At 48.0% G+C, this 21,486-nt stretch carries 18 protein-coding genes; 12 read left to right on the forward strand and 6 right to left on the reverse strand.

Annotated elements, in window-relative coordinates; all coding sequences use genetic code 11:
- Positions 1–13: 13 nt before the first annotated feature.
- Positions 14–1,495: a carbohydrate porin gene (locus E2I14_RS05700; protein ID WP_133326324.1), complete on the reverse strand. Its 1,482-nt coding sequence runs from the start codon at positions 1,493–1,495 to the stop codon at positions 14–16.
- 317 nt (positions 1,496–1,812) lie between these two features.
- Positions 1,813–3,072 (reverse strand): MFS transporter, encoded by a 1,260-nt coding sequence (locus E2I14_RS05705; protein ID WP_133326326.1) that lies wholly within the window; start codon positions 3,070–3,072, stop codon positions 1,813–1,815.
- Positions 3,073–3,433: 361 nt separating this feature from the next.
- Here E2I14_RS05705 and E2I14_RS05710 point away from each other — a divergent pair, with 361 nt between their 5' ends.
- Complete coding sequence (locus E2I14_RS05710; protein WP_165967765.1) at positions 3,434–4,450, forward strand: aromatic ring-hydroxylating oxygenase subunit alpha; 1,017 nt, start codon at positions 3,434–3,436, stop codon at positions 4,448–4,450.
- 9 nt (positions 4,451–4,459) lie between these two features.
- On the opposite strand, the gene waaC is transcribed toward E2I14_RS05710, so the two are convergent.
- The gene (gene waaC / locus E2I14_RS05715) at positions 4,460–5,446 is read right to left on the reverse strand and encodes a lipopolysaccharide heptosyltransferase I (RefSeq protein WP_133326330.1); all 987 of its coding nucleotides are present in this window, start codon (positions 5,444–5,446) and stop codon (positions 4,460–4,462) included.
- A 15-nt stretch (positions 5,447–5,461) separates the two neighbouring features.
- Positions 5,462–6,856 carry a phosphomannomutase/phosphoglucomutase gene (locus E2I14_RS05720; protein ID WP_133326332.1) on the reverse strand — a complete coding sequence of 465 codons (1,395 nt, stop codon included), beginning with the start codon at positions 6,854–6,856 and terminating at the stop codon, positions 5,462–5,464.
- A 393-nt stretch (positions 6,857–7,249) separates the two neighbouring features.
- On the opposite strand from E2I14_RS05720, the gene grpE reads away from it, so the two are divergent.
- From grpE to E2I14_RS05740, 4 genes are all read left to right on the forward strand, one after another.
- Entirely contained in the window at positions 7,250–7,804 is a 555-nt protein-coding gene (gene grpE / locus E2I14_RS05725; protein ID WP_133326334.1) for a nucleotide exchange factor GrpE, read from the forward strand.
- A gap of 127 nt (positions 7,805–7,931) precedes the next feature.
- Positions 7,932–9,863 carry a molecular chaperone DnaK gene (gene dnaK, locus E2I14_RS05730; RefSeq protein ID WP_133326336.1) on the forward strand — a complete coding sequence of 644 codons (1,932 nt, stop codon included), beginning with the start codon at positions 7,932–7,934 and terminating at the stop codon, positions 9,861–9,863.
- Positions 9,864–10,045: 182 nt separating this feature from the next.
- A complete protein-coding gene (gene dnaJ, locus E2I14_RS05735; protein ID WP_133326338.1) occupies positions 10,046–11,173 on the forward strand; it encodes a molecular chaperone DnaJ in 1,128 nt (375 codons plus the stop codon).
- Positions 11,174–11,285: 112 nt separating this feature from the next.
- A complete protein-coding gene (locus tag E2I14_RS05740) occupies positions 11,286–11,864 on the forward strand; it encodes a chalcone isomerase family protein (RefSeq protein WP_133326340.1) in 579 nt (192 codons plus the stop codon).
- Between the two features lie 132 nt (positions 11,865–11,996).
- On the opposite strand, the gene sodB is transcribed toward E2I14_RS05740, so the two are convergent.
- A complete protein-coding gene (gene sodB / locus E2I14_RS05745; RefSeq protein ID WP_133326342.1) occupies positions 11,997–12,575 on the reverse strand; it encodes a superoxide dismutase [Fe] in 579 nt (192 codons plus the stop codon).
- A 205-nt stretch (positions 12,576–12,780) separates the two neighbouring features.
- Complete coding sequence (gene xseA / locus E2I14_RS05750; protein ID WP_133326344.1) at positions 12,781–14,130, reverse strand: exodeoxyribonuclease VII large subunit; 1,350 nt, start codon at positions 14,128–14,130, stop codon at positions 12,781–12,783.
- A gap of 769 nt (positions 14,131–14,899) precedes the next feature.
- Between xseA and E2I14_RS05755 the strand changes: the two genes are divergently transcribed.
- The 7 genes from E2I14_RS05755 to E2I14_RS05785 all read left to right on the forward strand — a co-directional run bounded on the left by E2I14_RS05755 (position 14,900) and on the right by E2I14_RS05785 (position 21,432).
- On the forward strand, positions 14,900–15,505 hold the full coding sequence (locus E2I14_RS05755; protein WP_133326346.1) for a MotA/TolQ/ExbB proton channel family protein: 606 nt from the start codon (positions 14,900–14,902) through the stop codon (positions 15,503–15,505).
- A gap of 46 nt (positions 15,506–15,551) precedes the next feature.
- Positions 15,552–15,998 carry an ExbD/TolR family protein gene (locus tag E2I14_RS05760; protein ID WP_133326348.1) on the forward strand — a complete coding sequence of 149 codons (447 nt, stop codon included), beginning with the start codon at positions 15,552–15,554 and terminating at the stop codon, positions 15,996–15,998.
- A 70-nt stretch (positions 15,999–16,068) separates the two neighbouring features.
- Positions 16,069–17,091, forward strand: a complete 1,023-nt coding sequence (gene lpxK / locus E2I14_RS05765) for a tetraacyldisaccharide 4'-kinase (RefSeq protein WP_133326350.1) — start codon at positions 16,069–16,071, stop codon at positions 17,089–17,091.
- A gap of 12 nt (positions 17,092–17,103) precedes the next feature.
- Positions 17,104–17,307 carry a Trm112 family protein gene (locus E2I14_RS05770; RefSeq protein ID WP_133326352.1) on the forward strand — a complete coding sequence of 68 codons (204 nt, stop codon included), beginning with the start codon at positions 17,104–17,106 and terminating at the stop codon, positions 17,305–17,307.
- An 11-nt stretch (positions 17,308–17,318) separates the two neighbouring features.
- Entirely contained in the window at positions 17,319–18,119 is an 801-nt protein-coding gene (kdsB, locus tag E2I14_RS05775; RefSeq protein WP_133326354.1) for a 3-deoxy-manno-octulosonate cytidylyltransferase, read from the forward strand.
- A gap of 220 nt (positions 18,120–18,339) precedes the next feature.
- Positions 18,340–18,996, forward strand: coding sequence for an adenylate kinase (gene adk, locus E2I14_RS05780; RefSeq protein WP_133326356.1), 657 nt, complete (start codon positions 18,340–18,342; stop codon positions 18,994–18,996).
- A 204-nt stretch (positions 18,997–19,200) separates the two neighbouring features.
- Positions 19,201–21,432: a sodium-translocating pyrophosphatase gene (locus E2I14_RS05785; RefSeq protein ID WP_133326358.1), complete on the forward strand. Its 2,232-nt coding sequence runs from the start codon at positions 19,201–19,203 to the stop codon at positions 21,430–21,432.
- Positions 21,433–21,486 lie beyond the last annotated feature (54 nt).

A 21,486-nucleotide genomic window follows, 5' to 3' on the forward strand; every position in this document is an offset into this window, starting at 1 on the left:
TGTCAGCCTTAAATTAAAAAGCAATATTGGTGCGTAAGCCAAGCACTAATTCGTTTTTGATGCGATGGCCAATGTCATTTGGATTGGCTAGCCCACCGCCCGGATTGATGACATATTGAATGTCTGGTTGCAGCTGCAACCAAGGCTTAACTTGGTATTGATAAGTCAGCTCAACCAATTTCTCGCTAGTACGCGCCGGGTTGTAAGTGGCGTTGTATTGCGCGGTGTCGCGGTCCAAACCAGACGCCCGATTACTGACGTGAGCGTAGCTAAACGCCAGACCAATTGAATCGGTCGTGCGGTAGGCAAATGGGCAGTGCAGTACCAAGCCCACATTAAGGCTGGCATCAATTAAATTTCGGTCGGCCAGTGGTGTTGCCATCGCGCGCGCAAATACTGCCAGGGTGCGGTTGAGTTCCTGTGCATCACGCCAAACCAACTGATCAGCAACGGCGTAATACGAAAAATTGCCATGATGTTGCAAAGCGTTTTGATCGTTGTTCGGATTTGCTAAGGGCAGCCCCGCTTGGTTAAAACGCTGATCGGCAAATTGCTGACTGTTATACCAAGCACCAATCCGATAAGTTCGACCTAGCGGAGCATCTTCATCGGCTTGCACCATGCTACCCAGAGCAGGATAAGAGAATTGCAATTCCACCATCGTTAAGGTGCCGTCACCCAAAGGAAAACTGACGCCGTGCTTATTAATTTGCTGCGGATCGCCGTCGGTCGATTTACCGGTTGGGCTGCCGTTAAAGACGCCCGCCAGCACAGTCATGCCGTCGATTGGGCGCGCACTGAGACGAATTCCTAGCGCCGACAGCGGGTAAGCAGGGCCTCCACCGGGCATGTTGGCTGAAGGCAGCATCGGCCAACCAAACATCGTATTGACAAACATTAAGGAGTTGCTGCTGACGATAAATTCTTGGTCAACGCTTTGCTGACCGACTTTGAGGTCGAGTCGGTCCTCATCGAGAAATTTTTGGTCATACCATAATTCCCATAACCGGAAACCGCGGTCAGCTTCAATTCCTGAAGCGGTCTGCAAACTTTGCAGATTATTGCTACTTAAATTTTTGCCGTGAATTTGCAAGGCGCTGACATTGAACAAGCCGCCATGCCAACCGAAAGCGCGCTGGGTATTTAATTGCAATACGGCTTGGGTCAGCCCATCGTACTCAAAGCCTTTTTGGGTTCCGCCGGTAACATTGCCCAGCGATTCGCTTGTTTCCTGCAGCGAAAAAGTCATGCCGTATTTACTCAATTCAGAGCGTGCACCCCACATGTCGCCGAGCAAATTATTGCTGCGGTCAATGCCATCGACAAAGCCAAATAAGCTATTCGACGACACCGCATTGTTGTCGCCCGCGCCCGCTGCAATTGAAATCGGTGGCGGAGCGGCGTAGGTTGAATTCGCCAACACAATGGCAGCAATCATCGTACTCAAGACGGTGACGTTGGCAAGTTTGGAGGTGGTTTTATTGTTGTTTGGCATGAGATTGGAAATGGCTCGTTTCTTTGGCACAGCGATGAAAAATAAATCTTTATAGAAACACGAATGAGAACGATTATCGTTTGTAAATTTTCCTGAGTCAATAAATTTATTGCTTCATTGAAATAAATACAAGATTGTTAGCTGTGCTGACCTGTGCGTTGTAGAACGCCAAAACGTGGAGATGGAACGGTTAAAAAGTAAAGATACGCGCGGCCTGCGCTAGGGGAAATGCCGAGTCAGTTCCGGATTTGCTGCAGTGTGACTAATCCGGAACTGCGCTGGAAAGTGAGTGGCAAGAACAATTTAACAGAAATAGGCTAGAGATTTGACGCAATGGATGCGGGTTTTGTGCGTCCTAAATACAACAATCCAGCGGTAACAACACAGAACACGGCGGTCGCGCCAAATAAGGAAAAGTGAATGCCAATTCGGCTTCCGATAAGGCCGACGAAAATCCCACTAAACAGTCGCAACCCAGCAGACGACATGCCGAATAACCCGAGTACCTTGCCGCGAATCGCGTCCGGCGCATTCATCTGCACAATGGTCTGATTCATGCTGCTAAACGACAATTCACAAAAGCCCGCGGCGAATAAGCAAACCAAGGCGGCAGGGTAGTTGCGGGTCAGAGCAAAACAACCTAGCGCAACCGCCCAACCGAGCGCAAAGCTCATTGATGCAGTCGGCGTGACGCGGGTAAAGCGCAGTCCTGCTTCCAGCGTAAATCCAGCAAACAACGCGCCCGCCGCATCGGCCGCTAACAACATCGAATAGGCAAAGCCCGGCTCGATTCCGCCCAGATCATTTGCGAAGCCTGGCATTTGCGCTTGATAACTATTTCCGACGAAAAATGACGCCGCTCCAGACAGCAAAATCATGACGCTTAGCGCGGGGATTTTCTTCACCGCTTGAATCGATTGCCAAATGTCGCGCAAGCCATTTACCCGCCGAGTGCTCGATTGTTCCAAGCGTTTGGCGCGATGTGGACGCGGTGCATTAATGAGCCAGATTAATAGCGGAAGGTACAGCGCCGCATTCAGAAAAATACCCTTGGCTGGTCCGAGCGTGGACATGATCAAACTACCCACGCCCGGGCCAACCAAGACACCAAAATAACGCGCCGTAGCGTTGAGTCGCACGGCGCTGGCGAGCTTCTCGACGCCAACAATATCGTACAAAAGCACTTGGCTAGACGTCATCCAAAATACGCCCGCAAGGCCGTGTAATACCAGCAGCGTCATGGCAAATGGGATGGTGAGCGTATCGGTGACAAAGAAATAGCCCCAACCAATTGAGACGATGGCAAACAATGCGCCACCGATTTGGATTAAACGGCGCGAATCGAAGCGGTCATTTAACGCTCCGACGCCGACAGAGAATAACAAGAATGGCAACCAATGTGAGATCACCGCAAAGCCACCCAAAGTCGGCGATTTAAATTTTTCAAATGCCACCCAATAGCTGATCACATGCTCAACGTTGTCGGCCATCATGGTTAGTACAAAAGTGAAAACGAAGATCGGAAAGCTAGGAATTTTTAAGGCTTCGAAAGCCTGGTGTTTAGTTTTTTCGGTCATTTGAAAGCATCTCGAGCGGGGCAAAATTGAATCGAATTGGTTTGAGTGAACGCAGGTATTGCTGGTCGTTTTTATGGATTTAAAAAATAGGCGGCAAAGGCAGCAAAGGCAGCAAAGGCAGCAAGATAGCAGATTATTCGATCTTGGTTGCGCGAGTGAAAGCGTTGAACGGCATTCCTAACACTCTAAAGTACTGAATTTCTTCGACAAAGGGTCGCATTGCATAGGCGTCCACGCGACTAAGTTGCTGCCTTATCGTTGCAATCGATCGCCATATTTAAGGAACTCCGTGCATTTTCACCGCAATCCCCGATGTGTTGCTGTTGCCATGCGGCACTTCCTACTTGATAATAATGCCACCATGAAAATACCCTACAACCTTTGGCATCCGGTTCTGCTAAGCAAAGAATTGCGCGCTAAGCCCAGCAAATTTCGACGCTTTGGCCTTGATTTCGTCTTTTGGCGCGATGCCCAAGGTCAGCCGCATGCTTTCCCAGATCGCTGTCCACATTTGGGCGCATCGCTCAGCCAAGGCTCGGTAGTGGACGGCAAACTGGTTTGCCCATTTCATGGCTTTGAATTTGATTCATCGGGTCAATGCGCGCACATTCCGGCCAATGGCGTGAGTGGGAAAATTCCGGCAGGAATGGAATGCGACCATTACGATTGTGTGGAGCAATATGGCTTTATCTGGCTATGGATGGGAGACGCGCCCGCGACTGGCAGCCCAGCCTATTTTGCTGAAATAGCGGCCGGATTTCAGACCTACGATTCTGTGGTTGAAGCGCCGGTCAATTATTCCAGAGCCATCGAAAATCAACTCGACTGCGCGCATTTACCCTTTGTACATAAAACCACGATAGGCGCGGGCGGCAGATCGTTTGTCGATGGTCCCTATGTAGAAGAATTCGAGAACGGGATTAATACGTGGGTGTTTAACCGCATCGATTCCGGCGACGCGCAACTGTCGCAATCCGAATTACGCGCTCGCGCTGCGGCGATTGTGCCGAGTTTGCAATTGCTTTTTCCGAGCCTATGGCTGCTCAATATTTCGGAAAATTTTAAAAATTTCATTGCCTTTGTGCCAGTCGATGAACGCACCACACGCTTTTACATACGAGCTTGTCACAAAGTATCCGTGCCACTCATTCGCCAGTTGTACGAACTTGTTTTAGGCTTGTCCAATAAATTTATTCTCGGTCAGGATTTGCGCATCATCGCCAATATTACGCCGCAATTTTCTTTGGATAGCACATCGGATCGTCTAATTGGCGCAGACCGCGCCATCGTTGCTTATCGACGTTGGTTGGCGAAACACGCGCTGGAAATCGGCAGCGTTGGTAAGAAAATTATTCCGATCGAATTAAGCGAGAAATGACAACTTGGCTTAAGCAAGTAATTGATCGACGGCGTTAATGACTTCTTGCGCGCTTGGCGGCGCGCCTTTGTCGCCTAAGTTGATAATTGATTCGGACCAATTTCCCTCAGTTTTCCATTTAGGTGAAGCGCAGTAAATTTCAACTGTCGGGCGATAATAAGCGGCCGCGATATGCGTTAAGCCGGTATCCAAGCCAACCACCAAAGTAGCCCGTTGCGCTAACAAAATCGCTTCCATCATGCTCAGTTTAGGTAAGACTTGTGCGTTGGGAATATGGGCTGCTAATTGTTCCGCCTCAACTTGCTCGTCCCTATTTCCCCACGCTAGCAACACCGGATAATTGAGTTGATTGACGTGCTTACCGACGGTAATCCAATCGTGCGCAGGCCATTTTTTAGCAGCACCAGCGGTGCCGTGAAAGAAAACGGCATACGGTTTGGCTAACCATTCCGGCGTGCCTGATGTTGCTGGTAACGTCGGTTCAGTCAAACCAAAATCAGGCGCAATCTCAGTTAATGTATCGACGTAGCCCAAGGCGCGTGCTGCCACTATTCGGCCACGCAAAACCGCATGGGTACGCACATCAACGGGTACGCTTAAGGTGTGAAAAATGCGCGAAATTGCTTCGTAGCCTGAACCCTCGGTGCCGTTTGCCAAACCGACTTTGGCACCGCCATTGGCGAGTCCCATAATCACACCGGTTTTTAGCAAGCCTTGCGTATCAAGGATTACATCGTAAGTTTGCGCTTGCAGTGATTTTTTGAATGCAGCGATTTCGGCCCGCACCGGCGCCGAAAAAAGCGCCTTACGCCAACGCCGCAACGCAAATGGAATCACCTTGCGCACGTTGGGATTGAGTTTGACTAATTCGACGTAGCCTTCTTCGACCACCCAATCAATTTTGGCATGAGGAAAATGCCGCAAAATATCCGCCACAATCGGCATGTTGTGCAGCACATCCCCTAGGGAAGAAACGCGAATTAACAGTATGTTCATTGGATTGAAAATGCGTCAGAACGGCAAAATAGCGTCAGCTTTAACAGCCGTAATTGCGCGCTTAAACGCTGCTTGAATACGTGCCAACGCGGCCTCATTTTCCGCTTCAAAACGCATTACGATCACTGGCGTGGTGTTGGACGAGCGGGCTAAACCAAAGCCATCAACGTATTCAACGCGCAAACCATCAATGCTAATAATCTGCTCGGCATCGGAAAAATGTTGCTGGGTTTGCTCGGCTGTTTGCATCTTGGCGATCAGGGTAAAGTTTTCGCCTTCGTTCAATGTCAATTGCAATTCAGGCGTCGAGTTGGATTGCGGCAGGGAGTTCAATACAGCCGACGTATCGACTACGCGCGACAGCAATTCTAATAAGCGTGCGCCGGCATACAACCCATCGTCAAAACCATACCAGCGATCTTTAAAGAAAATATGCCCGCTCATTTCCCCTCCAAGTGGAGCACCAGTTTCGCGCATTTTGGCTTTGACTAATGAGTGACCGGTTTTCCACATGAGTGGAACCCCGCCGCGGGCTTTTACCCAAGCGGAGATATGGCGTGTGCATTTGACGTCATACAAAATCTGCGCGCCCGGATTGCGGGTCAACACATCTTCAGCAAACAGCATCAGTTGGCGATCTGGGTAAATAATGTTGCCGTCTTTAGTCACGACGCCCAAACGGTCGCCATCACCATCGAATGCTAAACCGAGTTCCGCGTCAGTTTCTTTAACGTGTTTGATTAAATCTTGTAGATTTTCTGGATGCGCAGGATCAGGGTGGTGATTCGGGAAAGTACCATCTACTTCACAGAATAATTCATCGACCTCGCAGCCAAGACCGCGGTACAAATCGCCCGCAAATGCGCCTGCCACACCATTGCCACAATCAACCGCGATCTTCATCGGACGCGCTAATTTAATGTCGGAAATAATTCGTTCCAAGTAGGCCGCACGAATATCATGTTGCTCATAGTTGCCAGCGCCGTGGGTAAATTCTTGCTTAACAATGGCGTGATACAAGGCTTGAATAGTTTCGCCATAAATCGCTTCGCTAGCTAACACCATTTTGAAACCGTTGTAATCCGGGGGATTATGGCTACCGGTGACCATGATGCCGGATTTTGCATCTAATAAGTGCGTTCCTAAATAAACTAGCGGCGTTGCAACTACGCCTAAATCAATCACATTCACACCACTGGCTTGCAAACCTTTAGCCAAAGCCGCACTTAATTCTGGGCCCGATAAGCGGCCATCGCGGCCAATAACTACCGTGCGCTCTTTTTTCGCCAACACGGCTGTACCAAAAGCTTGTCCAAGTTGAAACGCTACATGGGTGTCTAACGTTTTGCCAACAATGCCGCGAATGTCATAGGCTTTGAAAATCGAAGGGGAAATAGTGGATGTAGTCATGGAGTGATAGCGCCGCTAAATGGTGAAAAGATTGAAAATAAAATAGCCGCTAGTGTAGCGCCGTTTTTTAGGCACAGGCATAAAGTGGGTAAAAGAATAATGGCAATTCAATGACAAACAACTGTTAATTGGTCGGCGCTTATCGCTTTATCTTGTTTGTCGCCAAACGATGTTCTAGATTTGTTGCTAAGAATTTGCATTTCTGATTATTTTCTTCGTTATAAGAATTGCCTCTTTTTTATTAAAACCAGAGTTTTCCCGTGTTTTTTGCTCCGAAAACGCTGTTTTTAACCCTTTTTTATCCTAAATCACACTTAACGCCTTGAAAAACTAAGTGATAACCCCACTTCCGCTACACTATTTTTGAATGCCATCGATTATTGGAGGTAAGGAATGCAAGACCAAGCAAAACCAGAAGTGCAAAACGATCAAGTAGAGCAAGCGCCAGCGACGCCCGAAGTGGAAGAGCCGGTCGTCGTGGCAGTTGATTCCGACTTTGAAGAAAAATTACTTCAAACCGAAGCGAAATTAGCTGAACTGCAAGACGCCTACTTACGCGCTAAAGCCGATGGTGAAAATATTCGACGTCGCGCACAAGATGACATTAGCAAGGCGCATAAATTCGCGGTAGAAAGCTTTGCCGAATCAATGATTCCAGTCAAAGACAGCCTAGAAATGGCCCTCAAAATTGAGAACGTCACCGTGGAATCGCTCAAAGAAGGTACTGAAGTGACCTTGCGCCAGTTGGTTAATGCGTTTGAAAAAAACCGTTTGTTAGAAATTAATCCAGTACGTGGCGAGAAGTTAGACCCAGCCAAACACCAAGCGGTATCAATGGTGCCAGCCGATCAAGACGCTAATACGGTGGTGGAAGTTTTGCAAAAGGGTTACACCATTGCTGATCGTCTGTTAAGACCGGCACTCGTAACGGTGGCTCAAGCCAAATAGTTCCAAAAACTAGCGAAAATGGCGCAAAAAGCTCAAAAAATCGCTTGAAAATCGCTTTTTTCGCCTTATATACCATTCATAGCAGCAACAATATTAACCAAATAACCAAATCAAAAAAGGAAAAATCATGGGCAGAATCATCGGTATTGACTTAGGTACAACCAATTCATGCGTATCCGTCGTTGAAAACGGCATTCCAAAAGTTATCGAAAACGCCGAAGGCGCACGTACTACGCCTTCCATCATTGCGTATCAAGAAGACGGCGAAATTTTAGTTGGCGCATCCGCAAAACGTCAGGCTGTGACCAATCCAAAAAACACGCTATACGCCGTTAAGCGTTTGATTGGTCGCAAATTCGACGAAAAAGAAGTTCAAAAAGACATCGGCTTGATGCCTTACTCCATCGTTAAAGCCGACAACGGCGACGCATGGGTCAGTGTGCGCGACAAAAAAATGGCGCCACCACAAATCTCCGCAGAAGTCTTGCGCAAAATGAAAAAAACCGCCGAAGACTACCTCGGTGAAGAAGTAACGGAAGCCGTTATTACTGTTCCAGCCTACTTCAATGATGCGCAGCGTCAAGCAACTAAAGACGCTGGTCGTATCGCTGGCTTGGAAGTTAAACGTATCATCAACGAACCGACTGCTGCGGCATTGGCGTTCGGTTTGGATAAATCCGAACGTGGCGATCGTAAAATCGCTGTATACGATTTGGGCGGTGGTACGTTCGACGTATCGATTATTGAAATCGCAGACGTCGATGGTGAAATGCAATTCGAAGTCTTGTCGACTAACGGCGATACGTTCTTGGGCGGTGAAGATTTCGACCAACGCATCATCGATTACATCATCGACGAATTCAAAAAAATCAACGGCTTGGATTTATCCAAAGATGCAATCGCTTTACAGCGTATTAAAGCCTCAGCTGAACGCGCCAAGATCGAATTGTCGAGCTCGCAGCAAACTGAAATTAACGAACCATACATCGCGATGGCAAATGGCGCACCGGTGCATTTGAACTTAAAAATGACACGCGCTAAGTTGGAATCGTTGGTCGAAGAATTGGTTAATAAAACATTGGAACCATGCCGTTTAGCGATCAAAGACGCTGGCGTAAAAACATCGGATATCGACGATATTATTTTGGTCGGTGGTATGACGCGTATGCCGAAAGTGCAAGAATTGGTGAAAGAATTCTTCGGCAAAGAACCACGGAAAGACGTTAATCCAGATGAGGCAGTTGCCGCTGGTGCTGCGATTCAAGGTTCGGTATTGTCGGGCGACCGCAAAGATTTGTTGTTGTTAGACGTGACGCCATTGTCCTTAGGTATTGAAACTTTGGGCGGTGTGATGACTAAGATGATTCAGAAAAACACCACTATTCCAACCAAGTTTAGCCAAGTGTTTTCCACTGCGGACGACAATCAACCAGCCGTGACGATTAAGGTTTATCAAGGTGAGCGCGAAATCGCTGCCGGTAACAAAGGCTTGGGCGAATTCAATTTAGAAGGTATTCCACCAGCAGCACGTGGCACACCGCAAATCGAAGTGACTTTTGATATCGATGCTAACGGTATTTTGCATGTTGGCGCAAAAGACAAAGCCACTGGCAAAGAAAACAAAATCACCATTAAGGCAAACTCCGGTTTGACTGAAGAAGAAATTCAAAAAATGGTGAAAGATGCTGAATTGAATGCGGAAGAAGACAAAAAAGTGAAGGAATTAGCTGAGTCCCGCAATCAAGGCGACGCGCTGGTGCATTCCACACGCAAAGCATTGGCTGAACATGGCGATAAATTAGACGCTGGTGAAAAAGACAAAATCGAAGCATCGATCAAGGACTTGGAAGAGTCGTTGAAGAGCGGTGACAAAGCATCGATCGATGCCAAAATCGCAGCGCTGTCAACAGCTTCGCAAAAGTTAGGCGAAAAAATGTATGCTGAAACACAAGCTCAACAAGCTGGCGGCGACGCTGGTGCGGCGGGCCACGCTGGATCAGAAGCCAAGCATGAAGACGATGTTGTCGATGCTGACTTTAAAGAAGTGAAAGACAAGTAATAGTGGTTTGGCGAGGTAATTACTCGCTTTAGCTCGCCGAGAAGGGGTGTCGTTTTTTACGACTAACCTGCTCGGCTTTTTCACATAAAATTCGAAACTTTCCTTAAACACTGGTAGTGTAGATGTTGCGCTAGAGCACTAGTGTTTTTTAGTCTGAATATATTAAGAAGGTGCCAAACAAGATGGCGAAGCGTGATTTTTATGAAATATTAGGCGTTGCTAAAAATGCCTCTGAGGACGAAATTAAAAAAGCGTACCGCAAATTAGCAATGAAACATCATCCGGATCGTAATCCAGACAGTAAGCAAGCCGAAGAAAAATTCAAAGAAGCCAAAGAAGCTTACGAGATGTTGTCGGACGCCAAAAAGCGCGAAGCATATGATCGCTACGGTCATGCTGGCGTCGATCCGAACATGGGTGGCGGCGGTGGTGCCGGTGCTGGCGGTTTTGCCGATGCGTTCGGCGATATCTTTGGCGATATTTTTGGTGGCGGCCGCGGCGGTGGACGTAGTTCTGGACCACAAGTGTATCGCGGTGCCGATTTGCGCTACAACTTGGAAATCACGTTAGAGCAAGCGGCCAACGGCTTTGATACAACGATTCGCGTACCGTCTTGGGATGAATGCGAACCTTGTCATGGCACCGGCGCAAAACCCGGCACATCGGCAGTCACTTGTACCACCTGCGGCGGACACGGCCAAGTTCGTATGCAGCAAGGTTTATTTAGCATTCAGCAGACCTGTCCAAAATGCCATGGTACCGGCAAAATTATTCCGGAACCTTGCACTAGCTGCTCAGGCGTTGGCCGCATCAAGCGCAATAAAACATTAGAAGTGAAAATCCCCGCCGGTATTGATGACGGTATGCGGATTCGCTCGTCGGGCAATGGTGAGCCGGGCGTTAATGGCGGTCCACCGGGCGATTTGTATGTCGAAATTCATATCAAACCGCATTCGGTATTCCAACGCGAAGGCGATGATCTGCATTGCGAAATGCCGATTTCGTTCGTGAAAGCGACTTTGGGCGGTGAGATTGAAGTGCCAACCTTAAGTGGCAAGGCAAGTTTCACGATTCCAGAAGGCACTCAAACTGGCAAAACTTTCCGCTTGCGCAGCAAAGGCATCAAGGGTGTGCGCTCGGGATTCCCCGGTGATTTGTTCTGTCATGTAGTGATTGAGACGCCGGTGAAACTGACCGACAAGCAAAAAGATTTATTACGCGACTTTGAAAAACTAACGACCGAAGGTGGATCAAAACATAGTCCGCAAAGTAAGTCTTGGATGGACAAAGTGAAGAAGTTTTTTGAGTAAGTAAGCAGGAAATAGCGCATAAGATTAAAATCGAGTGCGCTATTTTTACATAAACAGTGCGAGAAAAATGCCCCTTTTTCTACGTGCTGAATTCTAATAATGAAGGTGAGAGATGAAACGTACATTCCAACAAGTATTACTTTGCGCAGCCATCGCTTTTGCGGGAACTGCCCATGCGATTGATGTTGCCGGTGTTAAAGTTGATGACACCATTACTGCGGCCAACACAACCTTAAAGCTCAACGGCGCTGGTATTCGCACCAAAGTGTTTTTTAAAGTTTATGTGGCTTCGCTATATACAACTGATCCCAAAACGACGACCGAAGCTATTTTAGCGGTACCAGGTCCAAAACAAGTTAATCTCACCATGTTACGCGACGTGAGCAGTGACGATTTAGGTAGCGCTTTTATGGCTGGCGTGAGAAAAAATACCGATAAGGCCGACTTGGCAAAGTTGACTAATCAGTTGATTAATTTCGGCCAATTGTTTTCGACTGTTCCTGAATTGAAAAAGGGTGACGTCATTTCGATTGAATGGGTTCCTGCTGACGGCTCGATTATGATGATTAACGGGAAAAAAATCGGAAGTACTTTCCCTGACCAAGCTTTCTTTAATGCGATTTTAAAAATCTGGATTGGCGAAAATCCCGTTGATGGCGCGCTTAAAACTAAGCTACTGGGCGGTAAGTAATTGAAGAACTATCGATCGCGCTGTTAATAAAATTAGGTCGAAAAAAATGCCCTTTTTAAAAGGGCATTTTTATTTTCTAGCGCGCTAACTAAACAGTCCATCGCGCTAGATCTACACAATAACTAAACAAACTTACGCAAAATTAGCCGCTGCGAAATTCCAATTAGCCAATGCAAAGAATGTCTCAATGTATTTAGGACGTGCATTGCGGTAGTCGATGTAATAAGCATGTTCCCACAGATCGCAAGTGATCAATGCTTTGTCAGCAGTAGTTAATGGTGTTGCTGCATTGGATGTATTGACGATGTCTAATGAACCGTCGGCTTTTTTCACCAACCAAGTCCAGCTTGAACCAAAGTTGCCGATAGCAGATTTAGTGAACGCTTCTTTGAATGCATCGAACGAACCCCATTTTGCGTCGATTGCTGCCGCCAACGCGCCAGTAGGAGCACCGCTACCGCCTGGAGTTAAGCTGTTCCAGTAGAAAGTGTGGTTCCAAACTTGGGCCGAATTGTTAAACACACCAGCAGATGATTTTTTAACGATTTCTTCTAATGTTGCATTTTCAAACTCAGTGCCTTTGATCAAATTATTTAAGTTGGTCACATAAGTTTGATGATGTTTACCGTAGTGGTATTCCAATGTTTCTTTTGAGATGTGTGGAGCCAAAGCATCTAAAGCGTATGGCAAAGCTGGCAAAGTGTGTTCCATGTTGTTTCCTTTGTTTTAAGAAAAATCAGACAAAACGAGTAATAAAACGGTAAATAAATCGCTAAAAACGACGGCAGGTTGCGCTTATTAGAATAGTGTTTGTGGTTCTCCAGCACAAAACCGTTCAAGCGCGATTCAAACAAGCCCGTATTGTAATGGCGTTGTGAATTGTTTGCATGCGCAAAAAACGCACATGCTTATTCGTTTAACCCAAATTGCTTTGTACGCTGGCAATTCCCAAATCGACTTCGCCTTCGGCCAGTTTGACCCGAATGGAACTTGGCGCTTTTAACTGCGATGGCTTGCGCAAAATCGCACCGCTTTTATCCCAAATAATGGCGTAGCCGCGCTCCAAGGTGCGCTGTGGATTGAGTAATTCTAATTGCACGTTGAGGCTAGTTAATTGTTGTTGCTTGTGGGCGTATTGCTGTCCGACGCTAGATTTGAGCAGCTTACTTAGATGCTCAAGCTGACGTTTATGTGGCACAACATCGGGCTTTTGTTGCGTTAATCGCTGCTTTAGCTGGCTAAAAGCAAAAAATGCGCTTTGCTGAGATCGTTCCGATGCATGCTTGACACGCCGTTGCAAACCAAGCAATTTGAGTCGTTCACTCTGAATATAAGCAATCGGACTAATTAAGCGGCGCGAAAAATGATCCAAGCTTTGCGCATCTTGCTCGACCTTGCGCCGCACGGCGCGCCGTAACGCATAGCCGTAATCGTTGAGTTGCTGAACCAAATCGGCACGCGCAACCACAGCCAATTCGGCGGCGGCGGTCGGAGTCGGCGCTCGCAAGTCAGCCACAAAATCAGCGATAGTGAAATCAGTTTCATGCCCGATTCCTGCGATGACGGGAATGCGGCAATTTACCAGGGCATAAGCGACTTGCTCATCGTTAAACGACCATAAATCTTCAATGCTGCCACCGCCGCGTGCGACTAACAGCACGTCGCATTCATTGCGGGTTGAGGCGGTATTAATTGCCTGAGTAATTTTCTCCGCCGCGCCGTTGCCTTGTACTGGTGTCGGATAAATGATGACGCGCACATGCGGAGCGCGGCGTCTGAGGGTAATTAAAATATCGCGCAGGGCGGCTGCTTGCGGGCTAGTCACGATGCCAATTGATTTGGGAAACGCTGGCAAGCTCCGTTTGCGCTCTGGATTAAATAGGCCAGCGTTGTTGAGTTTTTGTTTGAGTTGCAAGAACGCTTCGTACAAATTGCCCATGCCAGCGCGGCGTATGCCTTCGACACTTAATTGATAATCACCACGCGGCGCATACAAGGTTACCGTTGCGCGTACTTCGATTTTTTCGCCTTCACGCGGAATAAAATCCACGCTCATGGCGCGACTTTTAAACATTACTGCTCGGACTTGAGCTTGCGCATCTTTGAGTGTGAAATACCAATGCCCGGAGGCCGCGCGGGTAAAGTTCGACACTTCGCCACTAATCCAACACAGCGGAATATTTTTTTCCAGTAAACGCGCCACGGTTTGATTTAAGGCGCTAACGCTGATGACTTGTGGCCCAGAGGAAATGATGTCGGTCTGCATGAATTTGATTGTTTTGCGTAAAGTTATTAGATTCTGCTTAAATTTTGAGCAGTTAGAAAAAGCAGCGTTAAATCATGGTGTTAGAACACGTTCAGCACGCTTGCACACAAAGTTACCCACATTTTATGTGCACGGTCGGTGGATAGCGTAGCCCGATTATATCCTGATCGCGAAGCGCAAAATTAGCTTGGGTGAACTGCTTGAATTCTAAGCACGATTAATTAAATTAGTAAAATCAAGTACTTATGAAGCGCTCCCACTATTACGCACAACGTTATCAACAGATTGTGTGCAAAACTAGCTGGCTAAGCTTCAACAAAACATCAACAAAAAAGCGGCTGCTCAGTTTCTGGGCAGGCTAACTATTCATAATTAGAATCAAACACTTAGCCATGATTGTCATGGTTTGCACACAAAGTTACCCACATTTCGTGTGTAAAACTTTATTTAGAGTTATTTCCGCAAGGCATTAAATAGTAAAATACAACGGCGTACAAATTGAGCAGAACTTGGATTGCTATACAAATCAGTGGCTTGCAGCTTTAATGACGCAATGCACACAGACTTATCCACATTTTCTGTGCAAAACTATTTTTGCTTTTTAATCGGACTGCTCAGAATTGCCGTGATGCGGTTTAATCACGCGGAAATCTTTACCAGTTATTCTCAAGTACTTGCTCAGTGTTGCGCAACACGATACATTGCGCACTTGTGTTTTTCATTAACGATGAGAACGGTTTGATCGCCGTTTCTTGCTAGGGAGTTTGCATTGTTCGACATATTACAATCGGCTGGATGGCCAATTTACTTTTTATTGATTGCTTCCATCGTGGCGTTGGCATTGATTATTGAGCGTAGCTTATCCTTGCGTGCCAAACGTATTTTGCCGCGCACCTTGCTAGAAGAAGTCATTCGCGTCTATCACAGCGGTAAAGTCAATAAAGACGTCGTAGAAAAATTAGAACAAAACTCGCCTTTGGGCCGCGTGTTGGCGGCCGGCCTGCGTAATGTCGATGCGCCGCGTGAAGTCATGAAAGAAGCGATTGAAGAGGCTGGTCGCGCTGCAGCGCATGAGTTAGGACGCTTCTTAACTACCTTGGGTACGATTGCTTCGCTCGCGACTTTGATGGGCTTGTTTGGAACTGTGGTCGGGATGATTGAAATTTTCGGCGCGCAAAATGCGACCGGCGCCAATCCGGCGCAACTGGCGCACGGTATTTCGGTAGCGCTCTACAACACCGCATTTGGTATTTTGATCGCCATGCCAACGATATTCTTTTATCGTCATTTCAGCGGTTTGGTCGATGGCTTCATTATTGAGATGGAACAGCAGGCGGTGAAATTTGTGGACACTGTCCACAACCACCGCAAATGAGGTCGACAGCAGTGATCCATCCACGAATTAACCAGCAAGGACAGCAATGAATTTTCGTAAAGGCAGCAAATTTCGTAGTGAGCCAGAAATTAACTTAATCCCGTTCATCGATGTGCTATTGGTGATCCTGATCTTTTTAATGGTGACCACGACTTATAGTCGCTTTACGGAATTGCAAATTAATTTGCCTACCGCGGACGCTTCAGCGTCGCAACAACGTCCGAATGAAATCCAAATCGGCGTGGATAGCCGCGGTAATTACAAAATCAATCAAAAGCCAGTGGCGCGCATTGACGTAGCTGATTTGGCGGAGAATTTAAAAGCGGCTGCTGGCGCGTTTGCCTCGTCTTCCAATCCCAATTCACCGGAGCCGATTGTGATTATCAACGCTGATGGCGCAGCTAGCCACCAATCGGTGATTGATATTTTGGAAGCAGCGCGTTTGGCTGGATTATCTAAAATCACCTTCGCAGCGCAAAGTCATCCTAAATAATGGGTTCAGTTTTACCCGCATTAGTGGTTTCTTCCCTCGTTAGCGGCATTACTTGCTTTGATTTTTCTACATGGCTGAAAACAATTTAGCGGCAGCCATCCTGCGTGCGTGGATGCACCGTGGATGGTTTGCGTGTTTAGCTTGGCCAATTTCGTTGATATTTGGCGCGCTGCTGCGCGTGCGTGGTTTGCTCTACCGATTCGGGATTCTCAAGCAAGAATCGTTGCCAGTGCCGGTCATTGTGGTGGGTAATATTTTTGTCGGTGGCACGGGTAAAACTCCGTTTACGCTATGGTTGTTGGCGCAGTTAAAACAGGCCGGTTTTAAGCCGGGTGTGATTTCGCGGGGGTACGGCGCAGAGCGCACTGAACCAGAAATCGTTCGGCCAAATTCCTTGGCGCAGCAGGTCGGCGATGAGCCGATTCTCATCGCGCAGCAAAGTGCTTGTCCGGTGGTGGTAAGTCGCAATCGCGCCGCCGCAGGTCGCGCTTTGTTAGCCGCGTTCCCAGACGTGAACATCATTATCGCCGACGATGGCTTGCAGCATTTAGCGTTGGCGCGCGATGTAGAAATCACGCTGTTCGATTCGCGGGGAGTGGGAAATGGCTGGCTATTTCCAGCTGGCCCATTGCGTGAACCCGCTAGCAGACGGCGTGATTTGACCGTGGCAAATTTAAATCCGGGTGAGTTAATCAGCGCCGATTTACCAAGTGACACGGTGCGCATGCAATTAAATGGCAGCCGCGCTTATCAATTAATCGATCCTAAACAAGTGCGTGAATTGGCGCAATTGCATCCCACATTGCTGGTCACCGCGGCGGCGGGAATCGGAAACCCAGAGCGATTTTTTGCCATGTTGCGCCAATATGGTTTAACAATCACCGCATTGCCGCTGCCCGATCATTTTGATTACGCCATCAATCCCTTTGCCAACATAACCGCCGACATGATCCTAATAACCGAAAAGGATGCAGTAAAATGTCGTCAATTGCACGACCTCAGCAGTGACCCGCGCCTTTGGGTGGTGGCCGCGGAAGCCCAGATAGACCCGGCTGCATTTGACCGAATACTGAAGAAATTAACGGAAAGATAATTGGAGAACAGAATGGATACTCGCCTGCTCGATATATTGGTATGCCCTTTATGCAAAGGCCCGCTGGTCTACAACAAGGCCGCACAAGAATTAATCTGCAAAGGCGACAAACTAGCCTACCCAATTCGGGACGATATTCCGATTATGTGGGCCGATCAGGCGCGTGAATTAAACTCCGCGGACATGGCGGCTAATACTAACGGCCCCAGCGCCTAAGGCGACTAACGATGACAGTGCTGACCACCACCACATTCAATGGACATAATAATTTCACCGTTATTATTCCAGCCCGTTTAGCTTCGACTCGACTACCTAATAAACCCTTAGCCGATTTAGCTGGAAAACCGATGATTGTGCGCGTGGCAGAACAAGCAAAATTATCGGGCGCCGAGTTGGTTGTGGTGGCTTGTGACGACTTCAGCATTATGGAAGCCTGCCAAAAGCACGGAATCACCGCCTATCTGACCAGCCCCGATCACCAATCCGGTACCGATAGAATTGCCGAAGTCGCGGCAAAATTAGGCTTGCCGGATGACGCAGTAATCGTCAATGTGCAAGGCGACGAACCATTAATCGAGCCTGCCTTAATCACCGCCACTGCTGCACAAATTAAGCGCGGCGTGCCTATGTCCACCGCGGCGCATCCGATTACTAGCGCCGAAGAGGCCTTTAATCCCAATGTCGTCAAAGTCGTTTTGGATAAATCTGGCCGAGCGTTGTATTTCTCGCGCGCGACGATTCCGTGGAACCGAGATGGCTTCGCGGTGAGTAAAGACGTGCTGCCGCCGGATTATCAAGTTTTTAGGCATATTGGCATTTACGCTTACACGCAGGCGTTTTTACAAAAATATTCCACTTTGGAAGTTGCGCCTTTGGAGCAAAGCGAGGTGTTAGAGCAATTGCGCGTGCTGTGGAATGGCTACCCAATTGCGGTGCATGTTACGCCCGAAACGCCAATGGCTGGAGTTGATACTCCGGCTGACTTGCTGCGAGTGCAGCAATATTATCGAGATAACCAAGTCGCTTAAAATTTAGGCAGGTCGAGCGATTTCAAAACAATAACTTTCACCCGAATTAGCCTAAGCTTGCTCGAATAAAATATAAAGTTGCGATATTTTATGGTAAGTTTCGTGCAATGATCTGGTGCTAAAATTCAAAAAATATGTCAGATCAATGACATGACAACACAATTTATAAAAAAATATAGACAACGTTCACCCAATTTAAAACTCTGTTAGGAAGAAAAATATGCGTTTAATTTTGCTAGGAGCCCCTGGAGCGGGCAAGGGCACGCAAGCCAATTACATCAAAGAAAAATACGGTATTCCTCAAATTTCCACTGGCGACATGTTACGCGCCGCCGTCAAAGCCGGCACTGAAATGGGCCTAGCAGCCAAAAAGGTTATGGATGCAGGCGGTTTGGTGTCCGATGAAATTATTATTGGATTGGTAAAAGATCGTCTGAAAGAAAGCGATTGCGCCAACGGTTATTTATTCGATGGTTTCCCACGCACCACACCACAAGCTGATGCCATGAAAGAAGCCGGTGTCGCGATTGATTATGTATTAGAAATTGACGTGCCAGACAGCGCGATTGTTGAGCGCATGAGCGGTCGCCGCGTGCATCCAGCTTCGGGCCGCACGTATCACGTCAAATTTAACCCCCCAAAAGTCGAGGGTAAAGACGACGTAACTGGTGAGGATTTAATCCAACGCGATGACGATAAAGAAGAAACCGTCGCCAAGCGTTTAGCGGTATATCACAATCAAACCGAAGTGCTGGTCAGCTATTACGGCGAATGGGCCAAATCAGGCAAGCCCGGCGCTCCGAAATACCGCAAGATCGCCGGCGTTGGTGCCGTCGAAGCCATCCGAGACAAAGCCTTTGCGGCGTTAGAAGAATAAAAAAAGGCGGACATCAGTGTCCGCCTTTTTTTTATCCATTTTTGTTAAATCGAATCAGGGTTGTTGCTTATCAAAGGAGGTCGTTTTTTGTAGTGGTGTAATGAAGTATCGATGTTTTTGCAGATTCAGAACAGCTTTATAAATTGCGTTTGTTAGTTGGTTGGGAAATCGTCGTTTTTTCTATAATAAAAAAGGAGATTTACAATGGTGACAGGCTTGTGGTTTGTAGTTGGGTGTGGATTGATAGCAGTGCTGTATGGCTTAATCTCACGTGCTTGGATTTTAAAACAAGATGCTGGCAATGCACGAATGCAAGAAATTGCCGCAGCGATTCAACAAGGAGCAGCGGCTTATCTAGCCCGCCAATATCGCACTATTGCGATCGTCGGAGCGATTTTATTTATCGTCATTGCTGTGTTACCTGGATTAGGAATGCCAACTGCGGTTGGCTTTTTAATTGGCGCTGTGTTGTCGGGCGCCTGTGGATTCATTGGGATGAACGTCTCGGTGCGCGCCAATGTGCGAACTGCTCAGGCAGCGACCAATGGCATTAATCCCGCGTTGGATGTGGCGTTTAAAGGCGGCGCAATTACCGGGATGTTAGTGGTTGGTTTGGGTTTGTTGGGTGTGAGTTTGTTCTACTGGTTCTTGTCCACCCAAGGGCATGACGGCGCAACACTGACCCAGCACGATATGCTCAAGCCGATGATTGGTTTAGCCTTTGGCGCTTCGTTGATCTCTATTTTCGCTCGTTTGGGTGGCGGCATTTTTACCAAAGGCGCTGACGTTGGTGCGGATTTGGTTGGTAAAGTCGAAGCTGGAATTCCCGAAGACGATCCCCGTAACCCTGCCGTGATCGCCGATAACGTCGGTGACAACGTTGGTGATTGCGCTGGTATGGCGGCTGACTTGTTTGAAACTTATGTAGTCACGTTAATCGCCACCATGTTGCTCGGCTCCTTATTGATGCCAGACATGGGCGCGCAAGCCGCTTTGTATCCATTATTATTGGGCGGTGTGTCTATCTTGGCCTCGATTGTTGGCTGCTCGTTTGTCAAAGCTAAGCCCGGTAAAAAAATTATGTCAGCCTTATACACTGGTTTATGGTGGGCGGCAGGTTTATCGCTGATCGGTTTTGCGGCGGTGACTAAATATGTGGTGCCTGAAGCGCAATTTGTGCCGATGCTAGGCTCCACCGTGGTTGGTATCGTGTTGACTGGTTTGATGGTCTACATCACTGAGTACTACACCGGTACCGATTTCCATCCAGTGCGCCATATTGCTGAAGCGTCCACAACCGGTCACGGCACGAACATTATTGCGGGCCTGGGCGTGTCGATGAAATCAACCGCCTATCCGGTGTTGGCTGTTTGCGTGGCGATTTTGGTGTCCTACCATTTAGCCGGTTTGTACGGGATTGCGATTGCCGCCACGTCGATGTTGTCGATGGCCGGTATTGTGGTCGCCTTAGATGCGTATGGGCCAATTACTGATAATGCTGGCGGTATCGCCGAAATGTCGGAAATGCCAGAATCCGTGCGGGCTGTGACAGATCCCTTGGATGCGGTTGGTAATACGACTAAAGCGGTAACCAAAGGCTACGCGATTGGCTCAGCCGGTTTGGCATCTTTGGTGCTGTTTGCCGATTACACCCACGCGCTGGAATCCGTTGGTAAAAGCGTGACCTTTGATTTATCCAATCCCAATGTGATCGTTGGCTTATTTATCGGTGGCTTGATTCCTTATCTGTTCGGCGCATTAGCGATGGAAGCAGTTGGTCGCGCCGCCGGTGCCGTGGTGGTAGAAGTGCGGCGTCAATTTAAAGAAATCAAAGGCATCATGGATGGTTCTGGTAAGCCAGAATACGACAAAGCGGTCGATATGCTGACCAGCTCTGCGATTAAAGAAATGATCCTGCCATCGTTATTGCCAGTGGTTGTGCCGGTCATCGTCGGTTTGTTGCTCGGACCGGCAGCATTGGGCGGCTTGTTAATGGGAACAATCGTGACAGGTTTATTCGTTGCGATCTCGATGACGACTGGTGGCGGTGCGTGGGATAACGCCAAAAAGTATATTGAAGATGGTCACTTTGGAGGTAAAGGTTCTGAAGCGCATAAAGCAGCGGTGACCGGTGATACGGTCGGTGATCCGTATAAAGATACGGCGGGTCCAGCGATTAATCCGCTCATCAAAATCATCAATATCGTTGCTCTGCTGTTAGTGCCTTTGTTGCCGATGGAAGCGAGCGTTCCGGCGCATGTGCAGTTCGTGCCGGCGGCGAGCCATGCGACCGAAGTCAATGCATCGGAAAGTGCGGCTCCGGTTGCGGCAAGCGCTGCGGCTGCACCAAGCACAGCTTCTGGCGCAGTTGTAGAGCCAGCGCCGTCAGATAAAGCGCCCGTAGCCGAGCCAGCTAAGGAAGGCGCGGCAAAATAGCGATAGTCACCTCTGACGTAGCACACAAAAAAACCAGCCGCGGCTGGTTTTTTT

The organism is Sapientia aquatica, from assembly GCF_004358105.1.
GTDB lineage: Bacteria > Pseudomonadota > Gammaproteobacteria > Burkholderiales > Burkholderiaceae_D > Solimicrobium > Solimicrobium aquaticum.

What these genes read in the sequence shown, in the direction of transcription:
- E2I14_RS05700 (WP_133326324.1), bottom strand. Translation starts at nt 1,495, where the DNA reads ATGCCAAACAACAATAAAACCACCTCCAAACTTGCCAACGTCACCGTC.
- E2I14_RS05705 (WP_133326326.1), bottom strand. Translation starts at nt 3,072, where the DNA reads ATGACCGAAAAAACTAAACACCAGGCTTTCGAAGCCTTAAAAATTCCT.
- E2I14_RS05710 (WP_165967765.1), top strand. Translation starts at nt 3,434, where the DNA reads ATGAAAATACCCTACAACCTTTGGCATCCGGTTCTGCTAAGCAAAGAA.
- waaC (WP_133326330.1), bottom strand. Translation starts at nt 5,446, where the DNA reads ATGAACATACTGTTAATTCGCGTTTCTTCCCTAGGGGATGTGCTGCAC.
- E2I14_RS05720 (WP_133326332.1), bottom strand. Translation starts at nt 6,856, where the DNA reads ATGACTACATCCACTATTTCCCCTTCGATTTTCAAAGCCTATGACATT.
- grpE (WP_133326334.1), top strand. Translation starts at nt 7,250, where the DNA reads ATGCAAGACCAAGCAAAACCAGAAGTGCAAAACGATCAAGTAGAGCAA.
- dnaK (WP_133326336.1), top strand. Translation starts at nt 7,932, where the DNA reads ATGGGCAGAATCATCGGTATTGACTTAGGTACAACCAATTCATGCGTA.
- dnaJ (WP_133326338.1), top strand. Translation starts at nt 10,046, where the DNA reads ATGGCGAAGCGTGATTTTTATGAAATATTAGGCGTTGCTAAAAATGCC.
- E2I14_RS05740 (WP_133326340.1), top strand. Translation starts at nt 11,286, where the DNA reads ATGAAACGTACATTCCAACAAGTATTACTTTGCGCAGCCATCGCTTTT.
- sodB (WP_133326342.1), bottom strand. Translation starts at nt 12,575, where the DNA reads ATGGAACACACTTTGCCAGCTTTGCCATACGCTTTAGATGCTTTGGCT.
- xseA (WP_133326344.1), bottom strand. Translation starts at nt 14,130, where the DNA reads ATGCAGACCGACATCATTTCCTCTGGGCCACAAGTCATCAGCGTTAGC.
- E2I14_RS05760 (WP_133326348.1), top strand. Translation starts at nt 15,552, where the DNA reads ATGAATTTTCGTAAAGGCAGCAAATTTCGTAGTGAGCCAGAAATTAAC.
- lpxK (WP_133326350.1), top strand. Translation starts at nt 16,069, where the DNA reads ATGGCTGAAAACAATTTAGCGGCAGCCATCCTGCGTGCGTGGATGCAC.
- E2I14_RS05770 (WP_133326352.1), top strand. Translation starts at nt 17,104, where the DNA reads ATGGATACTCGCCTGCTCGATATATTGGTATGCCCTTTATGCAAAGGC.
- kdsB (WP_133326354.1), top strand. Translation starts at nt 17,319, where the DNA reads ATGACAGTGCTGACCACCACCACATTCAATGGACATAATAATTTCACC.
- adk (WP_133326356.1), top strand. Translation starts at nt 18,340, where the DNA reads ATGCGTTTAATTTTGCTAGGAGCCCCTGGAGCGGGCAAGGGCACGCAA.
- E2I14_RS05785 (WP_133326358.1), top strand. Translation starts at nt 19,201, where the DNA reads ATGGTGACAGGCTTGTGGTTTGTAGTTGGGTGTGGATTGATAGCAGTG.